Below are 18,032 nucleotides of genomic sequence, written 5' to 3'. Positions count from 1 at the left end.
TTACGGCATCCGACATCACGGTTGCGGTTAATGGTTACAAACTCGCAATAGACCGGTGACCTGGGTGCTACAGCACGTCGCCGCGGCCGGTGAGCTTGAGGGATTCCACGACGCCCTTGACCCGCTGCGCGTGCTCGGTCGTCGTGACCAGCAGCGCGTCCGGAGTGTCGACGACCACGATGTCCTTCACGCCGACCAGGCTGATGACCCGCGATGTCTGGCTGACGAGGATCCCGGTCGCGGCATCCGAGAGCACCCTCGCCTTCGGCCCCAGCACCGCCAGGTCGTTCTTGCGGCCATTGCTGATGAGCTTGGTGAGCGATGCGAAGTCGCCCACGTCGTCCCAGTCGAAGTGGCCGGGAACGACAGCGAGATGACCGCGACGGGCCGCAGGCTCTGCAACCGCGTAGTCGATGGCGATCTTCTTGAGTCCCGGCCAGATCCTGTCGACGGCAGGACCGCGCAGTTCGCGATCATCCCACGCCTCGGCGAGCTCGAGCAGTCCGGCGTGCAGCTCCGGTTCGTTCAGCGCCAGCTCGTCGAGCAGCACGCTCGCCTTCGAGATGAACATGCCGGCGTTCCAGAGATAGTTGCGCTCGGCGATGTACGCGGTCGCGGTCTCGAGGTCGGGCTTCTCCACGAACGACTCGACGAGCGCGGCCTCACGCGCACCACCGACCACGAGTTCCTTCCCCTTCTTGATGTATCCGAAGCCCACCGCCGGCTCGGTCGGTGCGATACCGATCGTGCAGATGTATCCCTCGCGCGCGACTTCCACGGCGTCGCGCACCGCGAACTCGAACACCCGAGTGCCACGGATCACGTGATCGGCGCTGAACGATCCGATGATCACGTCAGGATCGCGACGATGCAGGATCGCCGCTGCGAGTCCGATCGCTGCCGCCGACTCGCGCGGCTCCGATTCCAGGAAGACGTTGATGTCCGCGATGCCGGGAAGCTCAGCCTCGACGGCCGCGCGGTGTGCGCGTCCTGTCACGACGGCGATGCGATCGGGTCCGGCCAGCGGCTCCAGACGATCCCAGGTGTCCCGCAGCAGCGAGTGCCCGGAGCCGGTCAGGTCGTGCAGGAACTTCGGTGCGTCGGCACGCGAGAGCGGCCACAGCCGGCTTCCGATGCCTCCGGCGGGGATCACGGCGTAGAAGTCATCGATCGGCTCGCTCATGACCCCAGCGTAGCCGTCGGAAACAATCTCGATGTCGAGATAGTTAGGCCACCCTTCGTCGCTCCCAGCGATTGAACAGGAATAGGATGGAGCACGATCGGGCACGTCTGCGGTCGCCTCAGACCCAGCGCGCGCTACCGACCTCGTATCGATCAGGGAGGACGACCGTGTCCGCAGGCTCACGCCCCGCACCGTCGATTTCGGAGACCACTTCCAAGACGCCACGCGGCACCCTCTACCGGGGCCGCGAAGGCATGTGGTCATGGGTGCTTCACCGCATCACCGGAGTCGCGATCTTCTTCTTCCTATTGGTGCACGTGCTCGACACTGCACTGATCCGGGTCTCCCCCGAGGCGTACAACGCCGTGATCGGCACCTACAAGAACCCGGTCATGGCCATCGGCGAGGTCGTCCTCGTCGCGGCCATCGTGTTCCATGCGATGAACGGCCTGCGCATCATCCTCATCGACTTCTGGTCGAAGGGCGCCCGCTTCCAGCGGCAGCTGTTCTGGGGCGTCGTCGCGGTGTGGGTCGTGCTGATGGCGGGCTTCTCCGGTCGACACCTCGCTCTCGCGTTCTCCGAGATACTGGGAGGCCTCTGATGTCCGCTCAGACCGTACAAGCGCCGCCGCGCCGCCGCCGCGGGATCAACCTCGAGAAGTGGGGCTGGCTGTTCATGCGCGGCTCCGGCGTCGTGCTGATCGTGCTGATCTTCGGCCACCTCTTCGTGAACCTGATGGTCGGCGAGGGCATCCGCGCTCTCGATTTCGCCTTCATCGCCGGCAAGTTCGCCACCCCGTTCTGGCAGTGGTGGGACGTGCTGATGCTGTGGCTCGCACTGCTTCACGGCGGCAACGGCATGCGCACGATCATCAACGACTACGTCACGCATGAGAAGGTCCGAAAGGCCCTTGTCGGGGCGGTCGGCCTCGCAGCCGGGCTCCTGATCGTGCTCGGCACCCTGGTCGTCTTCACCTTCGACCCTTGCCTCGGCGTGACCGAGAGCAGCACCCTGTGGGACACCTGCGTGGCCGCGGGCGTCGTCGGGAACTGAGAAGAGAGCAACGAGAAGTGACTACTGAGACACAGGATTCCGTCGTCCGCGACGGTGTGCACTACCACCAGTTCGACGTCGTGATCGTGGGTGCCGGCGGTGCCGGCATGCGGGCCGCGATCGAGGCGGGCCCCGGCGCCAAGACGGCAGTGATCTCCAAGCTCTACCCGACCCGCTCGCACACCGGCGCAGCGCAGGGCGGTATGGCTGCGGCGCTCGCGAACGTCGAGGAGGACAGCTGGGAGTGGCACACGTTCGACACGGTCAAGGGCGGCGACTACCTCGTCGACCAGGATGCCGCGGAGATCCTCGCCAAGGAGGCCATCGACGCGGTCATCGACCTCGAGAACATGGGTCTGCCGTTCAACCGCACACCAGAGGGCAAGATCGACCAGCGCCGTTTCGGCGGTCACACGTCCGAGCACGGCAAGGCTCCCGTTCGCCGTGCGTGCTACGCCGCGGACCGCACCGGCCACATGATCCTGCAGACGCTGTTCCAGAACTGCGTCAAGCTCGGCATCAACTTCTTCAACGAGTTCTACGTGCTCGACCTGATCACGGTCAAGGGCGATGACGGTGGCACCCTGGTCGCAGGCGTCGTCGCGTACGACCTCTCCACCGGTGAGCTGCATGTCTTCCAGGCCAAGGCGATCGTCTTCGCGACCGGCGGCTTCGGCAAGATCTACAAGACCACCTCCAACGCGCACACCCTCACCGGTGACGGCGTCGGCATCATCTGGCGCAAGAACCTCCCACTCGAGGACATGGAGTTCTTCCAGTTCCACCCCACCGGCCTCGCCGGTCTCGGCATCCTGCTCACCGAGGGCGCCCGCGGCGAAGGCGCGATCCTGCGCAACGCCTCTGGCGAGCGGTTCATGGAGCGCTACGCACCCACCATCAAGGACCTCGCACCCCGTGACATCGTGGCGCGTTCCATGGTGCAGGAGGTCCTCGACGGCCGCGGCGCCGGTCCTCACAAGGACTACGTCTACCTCGACTGCACCCACCTGGGCGCCGAGGTGCTCGAGACGAAGCTTCCCGACATCACCGAGTTCGCCCGCACCTATCTCGGCGTCGACCCGGTGACCGATCCCGTTCCGGTGATGCCGACGGCGCACTACGCGATGGGCGGCATCCCCACCAACAACAACGCCGAAGTCCTCGCCGACAACAACACGGTCGTTCCCGGCCTGTACGCGGCCGGCGAGTGCGCCTGCGTGTCGGTGCACGGCTCCAACCGTCTCGGCACCAACTCGCTGCTCGACATCAACGTCTTCGGCAAGCGGGCGGGCAACAACGCCGTCGCGTATTCCCAGACGGCCGAGTTCGTTCCACTGCCCGAGAACCCCGCGGCATTCGTCTCCGGCCTGCTCGAACAGCTTCGTGACAGCAAGGGCACCGAGCGCGTCGCGGTCCTCCGCAAGAAGTTGCAGGAAGAGATGGACCTCAACGCTCAGGTGTTCCGCACCCATGATTCGCTCGAGCACATGCTCGGCGTCATCGCCGAGCTGCGCGAGCGGTACAGGAACGTCTACGTCGACGACAAGGGCCATCGCTTCAACACCGACCTGCTCGAGGCGGTCGAGCTGGGCTTCCTGCTCGACATCGCCGAGGTCGTCGTCTACGCGGCGCAGAACCGCGAGGAGAGCCGTGGCGGTCACATGCGCGACGACTTCCCCAAGCGCGACGACGAGAACTACATGAAGCACACGATGGCCTACCTCACCGGCGACCCGCACTCGTCGACGCCGGCCGACCACATCAATCTCGATTGGAAACCCGTCGTCATGACCCGTTACCAGCCGATGGAGAGGAAGTACTGAAATGTCGAATGCTGTCGCAGAGGCGCCCGCCGCGGCTGACCCCGCCATCCAGTCCTTCCTGGTCACCTTCACCATCCGTCGGTTCGACCCGGAGAAGGACGCCGAGCCGCGCTGGGTCGACTACGACGTGGAGCTGTTCTCCACCGACCGCGTGCTCGACGCGCTGCACAAGATCAAGTGGGAGGTCGACGGCTCGCTGTCGTTCCGACGCTCGTGCGCGCACGGCATCTGCGGCTCGGACGCCATGCGCATCAACGGCCGCAACCGCCTCGCCTGCAAGACGCTGATCAAGGACCTCGACATCTCGAAGCCGATCTACGTCGAGGCGATCAAGGGCCTGCCGCTCGAGAAGGACCTCATCGTCGACATGGAGCCGTTCTTCGCCTCCTACCGCGAGGTGCAGCCGTTCCTGGTCGCGGGTTCCATTCCCGAGAAGGGCAAGGAGCGCGTGCAGACGATCGCCGACCGTGCGATCTTCGACGACACCACCAAGTGCATCCTGTGCGCCGCGTGCACCTCGTCGTGCCCGGTGTTCTGGACCGACGGCCAGTACTTCGGCCCTGCCGCGATTGTCAACGCGCACCGCTTCATCTTCGACTCGCGCGACGACAACGCCGACGTGCGTCTGGACATCCTCAACGACAAGGAAGGCGTCTGGCGGTGCCGCACGACCTTCAACTGCTCCGAGGCGTGCCCGCGCGGCATTGAGGTCACCAAGGCCATCGCCGAGGTCAAGCAGGCCGTTCTTCGCGGACGTCGCTGACGGCGCGCATCGTCATCGACACGCCCCCGCCCTGGATAGGGTGGGGGCGTGTCTGATTCTGGGGCGGATGCACCCGCCGGTCGCCTCGACGTCGCGGTCGAGCGCGCCACCGCACTGACCCGGCGCACTCTCGGGCTCTTCCCGGTGCGTGTCTGGCGCCACTTCCTGCAGAACAACGGCTTCCTGCTCGCCGCTGGTGTGAGCTATCAGGCCCTCTTCGCGATCTTCGCCGCCATCTACCTCACCTTCGCCATCTCCGGGCTATGGCTCGGCGGCAGTATGGATGCCGTCGATGCGCTGATCGGCGTCGTCAACGGCTACGTCCCCAATCTGATCAGTGAGCAGAGCAAGATACTCACCCCGGTTCAGGCGCACGAGATCGCCGGCAATATGACCGGTGTCCTCAGCATCACCGGTCTGATCGCCCTCATCGCGGTCGTCTGGACGGCGATCGGCTGGGTCACCTTCTCCCGGCGTGCTGTCCGCGACATGTTCGGCCTGCCACCTGATCGGCGCAGCTACCTGCTCCTCAAAGCACGCGATCTCTTCGCTGCCGTCATCTTCGGGATCGCCCTGATCGCCGGCTCCGCACTGAGCTACGCCAGTGCGGCGGTGCTGATCTGGCTCATCGAGCTGCTGGAGTGGGGCAGCGGCTCCGACGCTGTGAACCTGCTGATCCGCATCGGCTCCGTGGTCGTGTCGTTCGTGCTGCTGTCGGCCGCGCTGGCCGCCATGGTGCGCTTCCTCACCGGGACCTCGCTGCGGTGGCGCACGATCTGGCCGGGAGCGCTGCTCGGCGGAGCCGCGATGACGGTCCTGCAGTTCGGTGCGGGCTTCCTGCTGAGCTACACACCGGCCAATCCCCTGCTCGCCACGTTCGCGATCTTCGTCGGCCTCCTGCTCTGGTTCCGCGTCAACGGCGTCATCATGCTCGTGGCAGCGGCATGGATCGCGGTGGCCGCACGCGATCGTGATCTCCCGCTGCTTCAACAGAGCGAGGATGAGCGTATCGCCGCTGAGTATCAGGCGCTGCTCGTGGCCGCGCGCATCCGTCTGCGCGAGGCTCGGCGGGCACAGGATGAGGCCGGCTGGATCCGGGCGTGGAGCGCACGCCGTGCGGTGCGCTCGGCAGCCGCCGAACTCGACGAGCTCCTCGCCGAACCGCCGAAGGTCACGACACCGGATGCCGCGGCCGCTCACCGACTGCTCGCCGAGCTCACCCGATCGCGCCGCGGTGTCGGAGGCGCTGGCTAGGCTTGTTCCCATGCCTCATCTGCGTATCGCCTCGGTCAATGTCAACGGAATCCGGGCGGCGGCCCGCAACGGGATGAGCGGGTGGCTCGATGCCGCAGACGTCGACATCCTGACCCTGCAAGAGGTTCGCGGCCAGGACGAGCACATCGAAGCGGCCCTGCCCGGCTGGTCGTTCATCCACGACGAGGCGACGGCGAAGGGACGCGCGGGCGTCGCGATCGCGAGCCGAACCCCTGCGGTGGCCAGTCGCACGACCTTCGGCGCCGATGACTTCGACTCGAAGGGCCGCTGGATCGAAGGCGACTTCCACCTCGGCGATCGCACACTCACCGTCGTGAGCGCGTACGTGCATTCCGGCGAGGCCGATACACCGAAGCAGGACGAGAAGTGGAAGTTCCTCGACGCATTCGGCATCCGCCTCGAAGAGCTGAGCCGGGATGATGCGCTGGCTCTCGTCACCGGCGACCTCAATGTCGGCCACCGGGAACTCGACATCAAGAACTGGCGCGGCAACCGCAAGAAGGCGGGCTTCCTCCCCCGCGAGCGCGCGTACTTCGATCGCTTCCTCGGTGATGCGGGTTCGGAGGTCACAGGCGTCGACGGCACCGTCGGAACCGGTCTCGGCTGGATCGATGTGGGGCGGCGCTTCCACGGTGAGATCGACGGTCCGTACACGTGGTGGTCGATGCGCGGCCAGGCGTTCGACAACGACAGCGGGTGGCGCATCGATTACCACCTGGCGACGCCGTCGCTCGCCGAGAGGGTCGAGTCGTACCACGTGGCACGAGCGGCTGCGTACGATCAGCGCTGGAGCGACCACGCCCCAGTGATCGTGGACTACTCGTACTGAACGGCACGCAGATCGCCCCGCGTCATCCCCGTAGGATTGAACGGTGAAGAAACCTCGTCTCTACTCAGGAATGCAGCCCTCCGCCGACTCTCTCCAGATCGGCAACTACATCGGGGCTCTCCTTCAGTGGCGGGATCTGCAGAACTCCTACGATGCGTACTTCTCGGTGGTCGACCTGCACGCGCTGACCGTCGCACAGGAGTCGAAAGAGCTCCGTGAGAAGACGCGCCGCACCGCCGCACAGTACATCGCCGCCGGTATCGAGCCGTCGCAGTCGACGCTGTACGTGCAGTCGCATGTGCGCGCGCATGCCGAGCTCGCCTGGATCCTCAGCACCATCACCGGGTTCGGCGAAGCCGGGCGAATGACGCAGTTCAAGGACAAATCCTCCCGCTACGGCGCGGACGCCACCTCGGTCGGACTGTTCACGTACCCGGTGCTGATGGCCGCGGACATCCTGCTGTACCAGACCGATGTGGTGCCCGTCGGCGACGACCAGAAACAGCACGTCGAGCTGACGCGCGACCTCGCCGAGCGGTTCAACTCCCGTTTCGGTGAGACATTCACGGTGCCGATGCCGGTGATCCAGAAGGACACGGCACGCATCTACGACCTGCAGAATCCCGCAGCGAAGATGTCGAAGTCTGCGGAGAGCGATGCCGGCGTGCTCTGGATGCTGGATGACCCTGCCAAGTCGGCGAAGAAGGTCATGCGCGCGGTGACGGACAACGAAGGCAGTGTGCGCTTCGATCGGGAGAACAAGCCCGGGGTGTCGAACCTGCTGACGATCTACGCGGCGCTCTCCGGCCGTCAGGTCGCGGCGATCGAGGACGAGTACGCCGGCCGCGGTTATGGCGATTTCAAGAAGGGCCTCGCCGAGGTCGTCGTCTCGGAATTCGAGCCGGTGCGCGCACGTGCCCTCGAGCTGCTCGACGACCCGGCCGAGCTCGACCGCATCCTCGCCGCGAACGCCGCGCGCGCCGATGCGGTGGCCGATGCGACGCTCGCCGACGTCTACGACAAGGTCGGGCTGCTGCGTCGAGTCTGACGAGCCTGCCGGGCCGGCGGCAGGACGAGTGGCACCTAGGATAGGGGCGTGACAGATCCACAGTTCCCGCCGCCCGTGCCGCAGGCACCCGGTCACCAGCCGCCCGCTGCACCCGGCTATCACGCAGCTCCAGCACCGACTCCGACGTATCAGGCACCTCCGGGCGCCTATTCTGCGCCCGTCGGCGGATACGGCGCACCCACCGGCGCGTACCAGCCGTCAGACGCGCCGCAGCAGAAGTCTTCTGCTCTCGGCATCGTCGCGTTCGCGCTGTCGATCGTGGCGGCCGTCGTCGCGCCGATCGTCGCCGGCGCGGCCGGCTACCAGATCGGCTTCAGGCTGCCGACCGTGATGCAGCAGATCGACGGATCCACGAGCGATCTCTCCTTCCTCGCGCCGGTGCGCGACCAGGTACTGATGGGCGAGGTCTCGTTCTGGCTGGGCACCCTCGCCGGCATCGCGGCGATCGTGCTCGGGATCATGGCTATCGTCAAGCGCGCCGGACGTGCATGGGGCGTCACCGCACTGATCCTCGGTGTGCTCGGCCCGGTGATCTTCTTCACCGTGCTCGGCGTCACGCTCGGCATCGGTGCAGGCGCCGGTTCTGTGACGCTCTACGGAGCCTGACAGCAGGTCCGGAGCCCTGATCTGCCGAGCACGTCGGCGGGCTCAACGCGGAGCGTGGTGCTTCTGCTGGGCGGCGAGCAGCCCCTCGGTGACGAGCAGTTCGACGGCATCCGCTGAGTCGGCGACGAGGACCGGCAGCGTCTCGCGTTCGATCTTGCCGAACGGTGACAGCACCCAGTCCGCGGGATCCTGACGCCCCGGCGGTCGACCGATCCCCACGCGCACCCGCGGGAAGTCGGCAGTGCCGATCGCGCTCGCGATGTCTCGAACGCCGTTGTGTCCCCCGTGCCCGCCGCCGATCTTCAGCTTGAGCGTGTCGAACGGGATGTCGAGCTCATCGTGGATCACGACGGTGCGCTCCGGCGGTACAGAGTAGAACCTGGCCAGAGCCGCCACCGGAGTACCGGAGACGTTCATGAAGGAGTTCGGCTTCGCGAGCACGAGCTTGTCCGCCCCGGGGCGCACCCACGTCTCCACGACCCGCGCACCGCCCTTGTGCGCGCGGAAGCTCTCGCCGCGGCGTGCGGCCAGTTCATCCACGACCAGCTGGCCGACGTTGTGCCGGGTCGCCTCGTATCGGGGTCCGGGGTTGCCTAGTCCCACGATCAGCCAGGTGTCGGCCATACCTCTCACGCCTTTCGAACGTCGTCAGGATACGACAGAGGGGACGCGATGCGCTCGCGTCCCCTCTGTCGGAAGTGCGTGTGGATTACTCCGCAGCAGCTTCTTCAGCCTGAGCCTCTGCGGCCTCGCCCTCGGCGGCGACCTCGTCGGTCGACTCCGCGGCAGCCTCGGCCGTCGGAACGTAGATCGCGACGATGAGCGTCTCCGGGTCTGCGAGCAGCGACGCGCCCTTGGGGAGCTTCACATCGGCGGCGGTGATGTGCTGGCCCTCTTCCAGTCCCTCGATGGAGACCTCGAAGTGCTGCGGGATGTGCGTCGCCTCGACCTCGACCGCGAGGGACGTGGCATCGAGGTTGGCCACAGTGCCGGCGAAGGACTCGCCGACGACGACGATCGGGACGTCGACCTGGATCTTCTCGCCCTTCTTCACGACGAGAAGGTCGATGTGCTCGATGATCTGGCGCACCGGGTCACGCTGAACGTCCTTGACGAGCGCGAGCGAGGCGGTTCCCTCGATGTCGAGTTCGAGCAACGCGTTCGCGCGGCGGATGATGAGCGAGACCTGGTGGCCGGGAAGTGCGACGTGCACCGGCTCAGTGCCGTGGCCGTAGATGACGGCGGGGATCTTACCGGCCGCACGCAGGCGACGGGCGAAGCCCTTGCCGAACTGCTCGCGGACCTCGGCGTGGACCTTGGTGTCCTCAGACATGGATTCTCCTTCGGGGCACACGACGAACTACTCGCCGCGTGGTGGTCTATTGGTCGGCTTCCCGGACGCAGACGTGCGAAAAAGCCACGAGGCTTGGTTCGCCGCGTCGATAACGGATGCCGCGCACGCGAAGCATCCCTCGCCGAGGAACTCCTCTATCGTACCGGATGACCGGGTAGGCTGAAACTCAGCACTTTTCCCTCGCAGAATCTGGAGTCCGGCATGCTCGACGGCGCCTTCCTCTCACACGTCATCCTCTGGCTCATCGGCGCCATGACGGTGTGCGCGACGGTGTTCACCATCGGCGCCCTGTTCTCGATGGGACGCACCGGGTACCGCAAGGACTGACTCCGCATGGCGGGCGGAGTCCGCTCGCTCGGCACGCTGATGCGCATCCGACGTCGCACGCCAACAAACGGCATCTCCCGTCACACACGCGTCCGCCCGTCGCGCTCAGCGATAATCTGAGATCATCCCCAACTTCACGACCGAGGAGCAGTCTGTGCCCGAAGCATCAGCGAATATCGGAGTCGTCGGACTCGCCGTCATGGGTTCGAATCTCGCCCGCAACCTCGCCTCGCGTGAGGGGAACACGGTGGCGATCTTCAACCGCAGCTACGAGAAGACCCAGGGCGTGCTCGATGCGCACCCTGAGGCCGGGTTCATCGCGGCATCCACGTATGAGGAGTTCGCCGCGTCGCTGCAGAAGCCGCGCACCGCGATCATCATGGTCAAAGCCGGCGCGGGCACGGATGCTGTGATCCAGGCGCTCACCGAGGTGTTCGAGCCCGGTGACATCATCGTCGACGGCGGCAACGCGTACTTCCCCGACACGATCCGCCGCGAGAAGACGGTCCGCGAGAGCGGCATCAACTTCGTCGGCGCCGGGATCTCCGGCGGTGAGGAAGGCGCACTCCTGGGGCCCTCGATCATGCCGGGCGGCTCCGACGAGTCCTGGGTCACCCTCGGACCGATCCTGAAATCGATCGCCGCTGTCGCCGAGGGTGAGCCGTGCGTCACCCACATCGGCCACGACGGCGCCGGACACTTCGTGAAGATGGTGCACAACGGCATCGAGTACGCCGACATGCAACTCATCGCCGAAGCATACGACCTCATCCGGCGCGGCACGGGCAAGAGCCCGGCCGAGATCGCCGACATCTTCGCCGAATGGAACACCGGCGAACTCGAGTCGTACCTGATCGAGATCACCGCAGAAGTACTCCGGCAGGTCGACGCTTCCACCGGCAAACCGCTCGTGGACGTCATCCTCGACCAGGCCGGAGCCAAGGGCACCGGCGCATGGACCGTGCAGACCGCCCTCTCCCTCGGCGTGCCGGTCTCCGGCATCGCCGAAGCCACCTTCGCCCGCTCACTGTCCTCGCACCCCGAACAGCGCGCCGTCGCCGTGAACCTGCCCGGCCCCGACAACGCGTTCACCGTGACCGACGAGGCCGCCTTCATCGAAGACGTCCGCCTCGCCCTCTACGCATCCAAGATCGTCGCCTACAGTCAGGGCTTCGACGAGATCCGCGCCGGTGCCGCCGAATACGGCTGGAACATCGACCTCGGCGCCGTCTCGAAGATCTGGCGCGGCGGCTGCATCATCCGCGCCCAGTTCCTCAACCGCATCGCCGACGCCTACGCCGACAACACCGACCTGCCCGTACTCATGACCGCACCCTACTTCGCCGAAGTCTTCACCCGCGCGCAAGAGGCATGGCGCCGCGTCGTCATCGCAGCAGCGACCGCAGGCATCCCCGCACCCGCGTTCAGCTCATCACTGTCGTACTACGACGGCATCCGCGCCGACCGCCTCCCCGCCGCACTCGTACAAGGCCAACGCGACTTCTTCGGCGCACACACCTACAAACGCATCGACAAAGAAGGCACCTTCCACACCCTCTGGTCAGGCGACCGCACCGAAATCGAAGCAGAAGACACGCACTGAGCGAAGACTCCGCCTGGAAGGGCCGGTGACCGAGTGGTCGCCGGCCCTTCGTGCATCACCGGATGATGTTGTGATTGCGTCGGAACAGGTTGTGCGGGTCCCACGTCGCCTTCACCGCTCGCAGCCCGTCGTAGGCCTCCGGGGTGAACATGCCTGGCACCGCGTCCGGTCGCTCCGTGTCTGCGAAATTGCCGTACTCAGCGAGGCGGCCCGATTCGATCCGGCGCCAGTCGGCGAGGATCGCAGCCCTGGCGTCATCGTCGATCATCTCCGGGATGTCGAATCCTCCGGCCATCACGAACCACTGGGCAGATCGAGCGGGAAAAGGCGTCTCCTCCTGAGGCACGTCGCCGAACGCACCGCCGAGGGATCGCAGGAACACCACGGATGCCGGATACGCCGCGCGGAACGCCACCAGCCGGTCGATGAGGTCGTCGTCGAGCTCGGCGAACAGGCCGTTGCCCCCGATGAAGCCGGGAGGAACAGGAGTGTCCTCCCCCGCCGCCGGCGCCGGCATCTCGAGCAGGATGTCCCGGTAAGCCGGGGACGTCACCGTCGCCTCGACACCCTCCGAGTCCGCCACCGGCCGGAGCGCCGCGATGAGCGCATCGGCGTCGTCGCCCGCCCAGACCGCGGCCAGTCGTGCACCTGCCGGCGCGCTCGGATCCATCGCCGGAACATCCATGTACGTCACGGTCAACTCGCGCGGTGCCGTGCGCATGATGTCGCGGCACGTGCGCAGCACTGCCGCCGCGTCACCGCCGATCACGTACTCGCCATGGACGATGCCAGGGATCCGATGCGCGTCGAAGTCGAAGCGGGTGACGATGCCGAAGTTGCCTCCGCCTCCGCGCAGGGCCCAGAACAGGTCTGCGTTCTCATTCGCGGAGGCTTCGACGATCTCACCGGTCGCCGTCACCACCTGCGCGCCGATCAGCTGGTCGATGGCGAGTCCCCACGCGCGCACCATCCACCCGATGCCGCCGCCGAGCGTCAATCCGCCGACGCCGACTGTGGCGGTGTCGCCCGAGCTGATGGCCACGCCCTCTCCCGAGAGCGCCGCGGCGACCGCTCCCCAGGTCGCCCCGCCCCCGATCTGCACGGCCGTGCCGTCGATGCTGATGTCGGCGAGGTCGGTGAGTTCGATGCGCATGCCGTCGGATGCGTCGTGCGACCATGGTCCGTGACCGCCGGAGACGACGGTGATCTGGATCGATTCCCGGTGCGCGCGGCGCACCAGGGCGGCGACGTCCTCCGGCGTCGCCGGACGCACTGCGAGTGGACTCTCTGTCATGCGCAGATCGTATTCCCGGGCTCCGACATCGTGCCACCGGCATCCATCTCGATGAGGCGGAGATGAGTTCGATCTGGGAGCAGAAGGCCCCGATCATCGGCTGACACTCGCCGGAACTCACAGGTCACCCATAGCACTCTCCATAGAAATCCCATAGCTGATTCCTCAGAATGGGGTCATGACCAGCGATCAGCCCGACCTGCGCCGCCCCGACGGCTCCCCCCTGCGCATCCTCGCCGTCGACGACGAGCAGATGCTCACCGACCTGCTCGCCATGGCGCTTCGTATGGAGGGCTGGGAGGTGCGCACGGCTTCCTCGGGCCTCGAGGCACTCCAGGTCGCGCGGGACTTCGAGCCCGACGCGCTGGTGCTCGACATCATGATGCCCGATCTCGACGGCATGAGTGTGCTGCGTCGGCTGCGCGAATCGGGCAACCTCGTGCCCGTGCTGTTCCTGACAGCCAAGGATGCCGTCGGCGATCGCATCGCCGGGCTCACGGCCGGCGGCGACGACTACGTCACCAAACCGTTCAGCCTCGAGGAGGTCATCGCGCGCCTGCGCGCGATCATCCGCCGCACCGGTCTCGCAAGCGCCGACGAAGGACAGTCGATCCTTCGGGTGGGCGACCTCACCCTCAACGAGGACAGCCACGAGGTCGAGCGTTCCGGCGCCGAGATCGAGCTGACGGCCACCGAGTTCGAGCTGCTGCGCTACCTCATGCGCAACGAGCGCCGCGTGCTCTCCAAGGCGCAGATCCTCGATCGGGTGTGGAGCTATGACTTCGGCGGCAAGTCGTCGGTCGTCGAGCTCTACATCTCGTACCTGCGCAAGAAGATCGACGCCGGTCGGGCGCCGCTTCTGCACACCGTCCGCGGCGTCGGGTACATGATCAAGGCCCCGCAGTGACCACACCGGGGATGACGCATCACCCGCTGACGCTTCAGACACGGCTCATGGCCGCCGTCATCGGGTTCGTGTCGCTCATCCTCATCATCGTGGCCGTCATAACCAGCGCGACCCTCGGCACGTCCTTGGAAGGGCGCCTGCAGGATCAATTGAGCCGGATCGCGAGTCAGACGACGGTTCTCGTCAAGCAGGCGCAGATCCTGACGGTCGCGGGGCGACCGATGACAGCCCAGAATGTGCTCGCCGGCCAGAACTATCCCGGTCTGCTGCTGGCAATCGCTTCCGACACCGGCGCGACTGGCGCTCTGGTCACCTCCGAAGGGACCACCGCTCTCACGGATTCGCAGTTCGAAGCACTCACCGATGCCGTCAACAAGTCGCCGAGCACGTCGGTCGATCTCGACGGGCTCGGATCGTTCTCGATCACCGTCAGGGAGTACGGCGGCATCGGAATCATCACAGGTCTTTCCCGCGATGAAGTGCAGAGCACGATGGCGCAACTGCTCACGGTGATCACGCTCGCCACCCTCGGCGGGCTCATCCTGCTCGCCCTCACGACGGCGATCACGATCCGCGTGAGCCTCCGGCCGCTGCGCGCGGTCGCGGGAACCGCGACCAGAGTGGCCAATCAGCCGCTCGATCGCGGCGAGGTGACCATCACCGAGCGTGTGCCCGCGTCCGAGGCGGATCCCCGCACCGAGACCGGGATGGTGGGGGCCGCGCTGAACACCCTGCTCGATCACGTCAACGACTCACTCGCGTCGCGTCAGAAGAACGAAGAGCGGATGCGGCGGTTCGTCGCCGACGCGAGCCACGAGCTGCGCACGCCGCTGGCCTCGATCCGCGGATATTCGGAGTTGTCGCTGCGGGACCGTGAGCTGCCGGAGAACACCCAGACTGCGCTCGAGCGCATCCAGGCGCAGTCGCTGCGGATGACGCGCCTGGTCGAGGATCTGCTGCTGCTCGCCCGGCTCGATGAGGGTCAGGAGCTCGTGCACGGCACCGTCGACCTCGCGCAGCTCGCGCTTGAAGGGCTCGCCGACGCTCGTCCGACCGCGCCAGAGCACCACTGGAACATCAACGTTCCCGAACAGCCGGTGATCATGCTCGGAGATGCGGGAAGACTGCACCAGGTGGTCGCCAATCTGCTCGCCAACGCCCGCACGCACACTCCCGCCGGCACCACCATCACGCTGAGCGTGGCGAGGGAACGCGACGAGGCGGTCATCCGGGTGCACGACGACGGCCCAGGGATCGAACCGCCGGTGCGCGACGAGCTCTTCGCCCGCTTCGCGCGAGGCGACAGCTCACGCGCGCGTCAGACGGGCGGCACGGGTCTCGGACTCGCGATCGCCAAGGCCATCGTCGAGGGCCACCACGGAACGATCACGGTGGACAGCACTCCTGGCGACACCACGTTCACCGTGCGATTCCCTCTGACTCCGGCATCCGGAACCGGCGAGGCAGATCCCGCCGGCACTGCTCAGTAGCCGGCGAACGCGTCCGTCGTCAGCGAGTGAGCCTTCTGAAGCGCGGGCGCAAGGTCGGCGATCAACCGCGGCGGGCCGGAGATGAACGTGTGGCGCGCGGCGATGTCCGCCACGACGCGTTCGAGGCCGGCCGCATCGAGGCGGATGCCCTGCGCCCACGTCCAATGATCCGGGAGCCCTTCCGGCCGGTCCCGGCAGAACACGATCGTCGGCACACCGGTCTCGGCGAGTTCCGCGCGGAACGCGAGCTCCGACGCCTCAGCCGCGACGTAGACCAGCACGACGTCGCGCGTTCGCCCTTCGGCGTGCAGCTGTCGCAGCTGCGAGACGAACGGCGTCACGCCGATGCCTGCGGCGACCATGAGCACAGGCGCCTCGCCCTTGGGCAGCACGAAGTCACCCCAGGTGCCGGTGACAGCGAGCGTGGCGCCGGGCTCCGCGGCGGCCAGCGCACGCTTGTAGCTCGAGGGATGCTTCTGGTCGCCGTTCTTGTACGCGATGCGCAGCGTCGGCAGATCGGCGGGCGCCGAGACGATGCTGAACTCCCGGCGGGTGCCTCGGCCGTCGGGATGATGGTGCGGCACGTCGAGTTCGAGGTACTGACCGGGCAGGAACTTCAACTTCCCCTTCGCCCGGAAGGTGAGCTCCTGTGCGGTCGGGGTGATGAATTCGCGCTTCTCCAGGGTCAGGCGCACCGAGCCGCGCAATGCGAACGCGAACGCGAGCAGGTTGCCGATCAGCAGAGCGCGCTCCTGGCCGAGAGTGAACAGCCCGCCCACCATGATCGGCCATCCGGCGAGCACACCGACGAGCGCTGCGACCCAGAACTGCTGCCAGCGTCGTGGCGGGAGCGTCAGCGGCTCGGAGACCATGAACGCGCCGAGGAACAGGAACGGGCTCTGCAGCACCGCGAACTGCAGAGCGGCCGCGATGTCGAAGTCGATGCCGAACTGCTGCGCCTGCACGGCCTGGCGGACGACCGCCGTACCGATCGCGATCAGAAGGAACACGAGCACGACGCGCACCTTCTCGGTGCGCCACAGGACCGCGAGCCCGAGCACCGCGACCGGGATCGCCAGCGCGCCGTTGCCGACCCACCACGAAGCCGAGGTGCCGAGCCACTCGAACGCCCCGAACGAGCCGATGACCGAGACGACCGCGGCGCCGAATGCCGCAGGGTTGAGGATGTGACGGCCTCGCCACGCGATGAGGTACTTCGAGGCACTCGCGAGGATGCCGGCCAGTGCGAGGCCGACCAGCGCCGCGGGCTCCACGCCCGGACGCATCACGAACAGCATGATGAGCGCGGTCACGAGCGACGACTCGATGCGCCACGGCAGGTGCAGCAGCCGCTGCACGCCGGCATCGACTGCCGAGATCACGAGCGCGAGCACGACGAACGATGCCAGGAGCTCGAGAGGCGTCGGCGACACGATCACGCCGAAGGACGACAGCACCAGGGCGATCAGAGCGAGTGCGACCAGCGAGTACAGCACAAGGCGATACATGGACATCGCGCCGAGAACCGCCAGAACCCGCTGACGGAGGGCAGTGAATGAGAACGTCACGAGTACAACTCTTCCCTATCTGCGGATGCCGGCGGTCGTGAACAGCTCCACCGGGCAGTTCGGCGAGCGCTCCGCCGTGCCGGACGTGCTCATGCGCACCCATTCCACGCCCCAGCGTGCGGCGAGTTCCGCGCCTCCGTCGAAGAACAGTGCCGTGGCCACGGCATCCGCGTGCATCGCATCCGATGCGATCGCCCACGTCGCGGCCCACGTGCGCACCGGAACACCTGTGCGGGCGTCGAGCACGTGATGCAGGCCGTCTCCCCATGCGCGCCGGTTGATGGCCGAGGCGCACAGCGCCCGGTCGCGGATGTGCGCGACGCCGATGGCCTTCGTCCGGTCGAACGGATGCTCGAGTCCGATGCGCACCTCATCGCCGCGCACGGCGATGTCGCCACCGGCATCCACTGTGACGCCGCCGCGAACGCCGGCGAGCTCCGCGAGAACCAGATCGACGAGGCGGCCCTTTCCGATGGCACCGACATCGATCTGCCGAGGCGATACGAGGGTCAGACGCGTATCGGTCCAAGTGAGAATGCCGGCCCAGTCGGCGGGCGCCGGCTGCGGCGCACCGACGACGAGCGACACCGCGGCGTCGTAGCCGAGTGCACTGAGGCTCTCCCCCACCAGCGGGTTCACGGCACCGCCTGTGGCGTCGGAGAGTTCGCGGTACGCATCGAGCATCGCCACGGCATCCGTCGGGCTCGGCACATCACCACCGCTGCGAGCGAGCGAGGACACGAGCGAGTCGGCGCGGAATCGCGACCATGTGCGATCGAAGGCGTCGACCACCACGTTCACCGCGGCGCGCTCGTCGTCTCCGAGAGGATTCTCGGTCTCGATCTCCCAGCGCGTGCCGATCGCGTCGAAGCGCCAGACGGACATGG

At 66.8% G+C, this 18,032-nt stretch carries 18 protein-coding genes; 12 read left to right on the top strand and 6 right to left on the bottom strand.

Annotated features, from left to right (window positions below):
* Positions 1–67 precede the first annotated feature (67 nt).
* Positions 68–1,183: a mannose-1-phosphate guanylyltransferase gene (locus tag JF52_RS0112135; RefSeq protein WP_033106828.1), complete on the bottom strand. Its 1,116-nt coding sequence runs from the start codon at positions 1,181–1,183 to the stop codon at positions 68–70.
* 167 nt (positions 1,184–1,350) lie between these two features.
* Between JF52_RS0112135 and sdhC the strand changes: the two genes are divergently transcribed.
* From sdhC to JF52_RS0112095, 8 genes are read left to right on the top strand one after another with little or no spacing between them, the layout of a single operon-like run.
* Positions 1,351–1,785: a succinate dehydrogenase, cytochrome b556 subunit gene (gene sdhC, locus JF52_RS0112130; RefSeq protein ID WP_268746249.1), complete on the top strand. Its 435-nt coding sequence runs from the start codon at positions 1,351–1,353 to the stop codon at positions 1,783–1,785.
* Positions 1,785–2,237: a succinate dehydrogenase hydrophobic membrane anchor subunit gene (locus JF52_RS0112125; protein ID WP_033106826.1), complete on the top strand. Its 453-nt coding sequence runs from the start codon at positions 1,785–1,787 to the stop codon at positions 2,235–2,237. The genes sdhC and JF52_RS0112125 overlap by 1 nt, the downstream gene beginning before the upstream one ends.
* A gap of 17 nt (positions 2,238–2,254) precedes the next feature.
* Complete coding sequence (sdhA, locus tag JF52_RS0112120; RefSeq protein WP_033106825.1) at positions 2,255–4,060, top strand: succinate dehydrogenase flavoprotein subunit; 1,806 nt, start codon at positions 2,255–2,257, stop codon at positions 4,058–4,060.
* A 1-nt stretch (position 4,061) separates the two neighbouring features.
* Positions 4,062–4,823, top strand: coding sequence for a succinate dehydrogenase iron-sulfur subunit (locus tag JF52_RS0112115; RefSeq protein ID WP_033106824.1), 762 nt, complete (start codon positions 4,062–4,064; stop codon positions 4,821–4,823).
* A 48-nt stretch (positions 4,824–4,871) separates the two neighbouring features.
* Positions 4,872–6,077, top strand: a complete 1,206-nt coding sequence (locus tag JF52_RS0112110) for a YihY/virulence factor BrkB family protein (protein WP_033106823.1) — start codon at positions 4,872–4,874, stop codon at positions 6,075–6,077.
* A 10-nt stretch (positions 6,078–6,087) separates the two neighbouring features.
* Positions 6,088–6,927 carry an exodeoxyribonuclease III gene (locus JF52_RS0112105; protein ID WP_033106822.1) on the top strand — a complete coding sequence of 280 codons (840 nt, stop codon included), beginning with the start codon at positions 6,088–6,090 and terminating at the stop codon, positions 6,925–6,927.
* A gap of 43 nt (positions 6,928–6,970) precedes the next feature.
* Positions 6,971–7,975 (top strand): tryptophan--tRNA ligase, encoded by a 1,005-nt coding sequence (trpS, locus tag JF52_RS0112100; protein ID WP_084595832.1) that lies wholly within the window; start codon positions 6,971–6,973, stop codon positions 7,973–7,975.
* Positions 7,976–8,023: 48 nt separating this feature from the next.
* Positions 8,024–8,602: a hypothetical protein gene (locus JF52_RS0112095; protein WP_033106820.1), complete on the top strand. Its 579-nt coding sequence runs from the start codon at positions 8,024–8,026 to the stop codon at positions 8,600–8,602.
* Between the two features lie 42 nt (positions 8,603–8,644).
* Here JF52_RS0112095 and pth read toward each other — a convergent pair whose 3' ends face one another.
* Both pth and JF52_RS0112085 read right to left on the bottom strand, forming a co-directional pair.
* A complete protein-coding gene (gene pth / locus JF52_RS0112090; protein ID WP_033106819.1) occupies positions 8,645–9,226 on the bottom strand; it encodes an aminoacyl-tRNA hydrolase in 582 nt (193 codons plus the stop codon).
* Between the two features lie 85 nt (positions 9,227–9,311).
* Entirely contained in the window at positions 9,312–9,935 is a 624-nt protein-coding gene (locus JF52_RS0112085; protein WP_033106818.1) for a 50S ribosomal protein L25/general stress protein Ctc, read from the bottom strand.
* A 222-nt stretch (positions 9,936–10,157) separates the two neighbouring features.
* Here JF52_RS0112085 and JF52_RS17945 point away from each other — a divergent pair, with 222 nt between their 5' ends.
* Together JF52_RS17945 and gndA are read left to right on the top strand one after the other, a co-directional pair.
* Positions 10,158–10,283, top strand: a complete 126-nt coding sequence (locus JF52_RS17945; RefSeq protein ID WP_268746248.1) for a hypothetical protein — start codon at positions 10,158–10,160, stop codon at positions 10,281–10,283.
* Between the two features lie 154 nt (positions 10,284–10,437).
* Positions 10,438–11,886: an NADP-dependent phosphogluconate dehydrogenase gene (gene gndA / locus JF52_RS0112080; protein ID WP_152594896.1), complete on the top strand. Its 1,449-nt coding sequence runs from the start codon at positions 10,438–10,440 to the stop codon at positions 11,884–11,886.
* A 55-nt stretch (positions 11,887–11,941) separates the two neighbouring features.
* Here gndA and JF52_RS0112075 read toward each other — a convergent pair whose 3' ends face one another.
* Positions 11,942–13,180, bottom strand: coding sequence for an FAD-binding oxidoreductase (locus tag JF52_RS0112075; protein ID WP_084595831.1), 1,239 nt, complete (start codon positions 13,178–13,180; stop codon positions 11,942–11,944).
* Positions 13,181–13,358: 178 nt separating this feature from the next.
* On the opposite strand from JF52_RS0112075, the gene JF52_RS0112070 reads away from it, so the two are divergent.
* Entirely contained in the window at positions 13,359–14,087 is a 729-nt protein-coding gene (locus JF52_RS0112070; RefSeq protein WP_033106816.1) for a response regulator transcription factor, read from the top strand.
* Between the two features lie 47 nt (positions 14,088–14,134).
* Entirely contained in the window at positions 14,135–15,577 is a 1,443-nt protein-coding gene (locus tag JF52_RS0112065; RefSeq protein ID WP_234001159.1) for a sensor histidine kinase, read from the top strand.
* On the opposite strand, the gene JF52_RS0112060 is transcribed toward JF52_RS0112065, so the two are convergent.
* Positions 15,571–17,145, bottom strand: a complete 1,575-nt coding sequence (locus JF52_RS0112060; protein WP_033106815.1) for a flavodoxin reductase — start codon at positions 17,143–17,145, stop codon at positions 15,571–15,573. The two genes, JF52_RS0112065 and JF52_RS0112060, sit on opposite strands and share 7 nt — an antisense overlap.
* Positions 17,146–17,160: 15 nt before the next feature.
* Entirely contained in the window at positions 17,161–18,030 is an 870-nt protein-coding gene (locus JF52_RS0112055; RefSeq protein ID WP_033106814.1) for an FAD:protein FMN transferase, read from the bottom strand.
* Between the last annotated feature and the right edge of the window lie 2 nt (positions 18,031–18,032).

The sequence above is a fragment of the Microbacterium profundi genome (assembly GCF_000763375.1).
GTDB classification, from domain to species: domain Bacteria; phylum Actinomycetota; class Actinomycetes; order Actinomycetales; family Microbacteriaceae; genus Microbacterium; species Microbacterium profundi.
The sequence above is the reverse complement of the archived record's forward strand: the minus strand, read 5'-3'. Positions and strand labels throughout refer to the sequence as shown.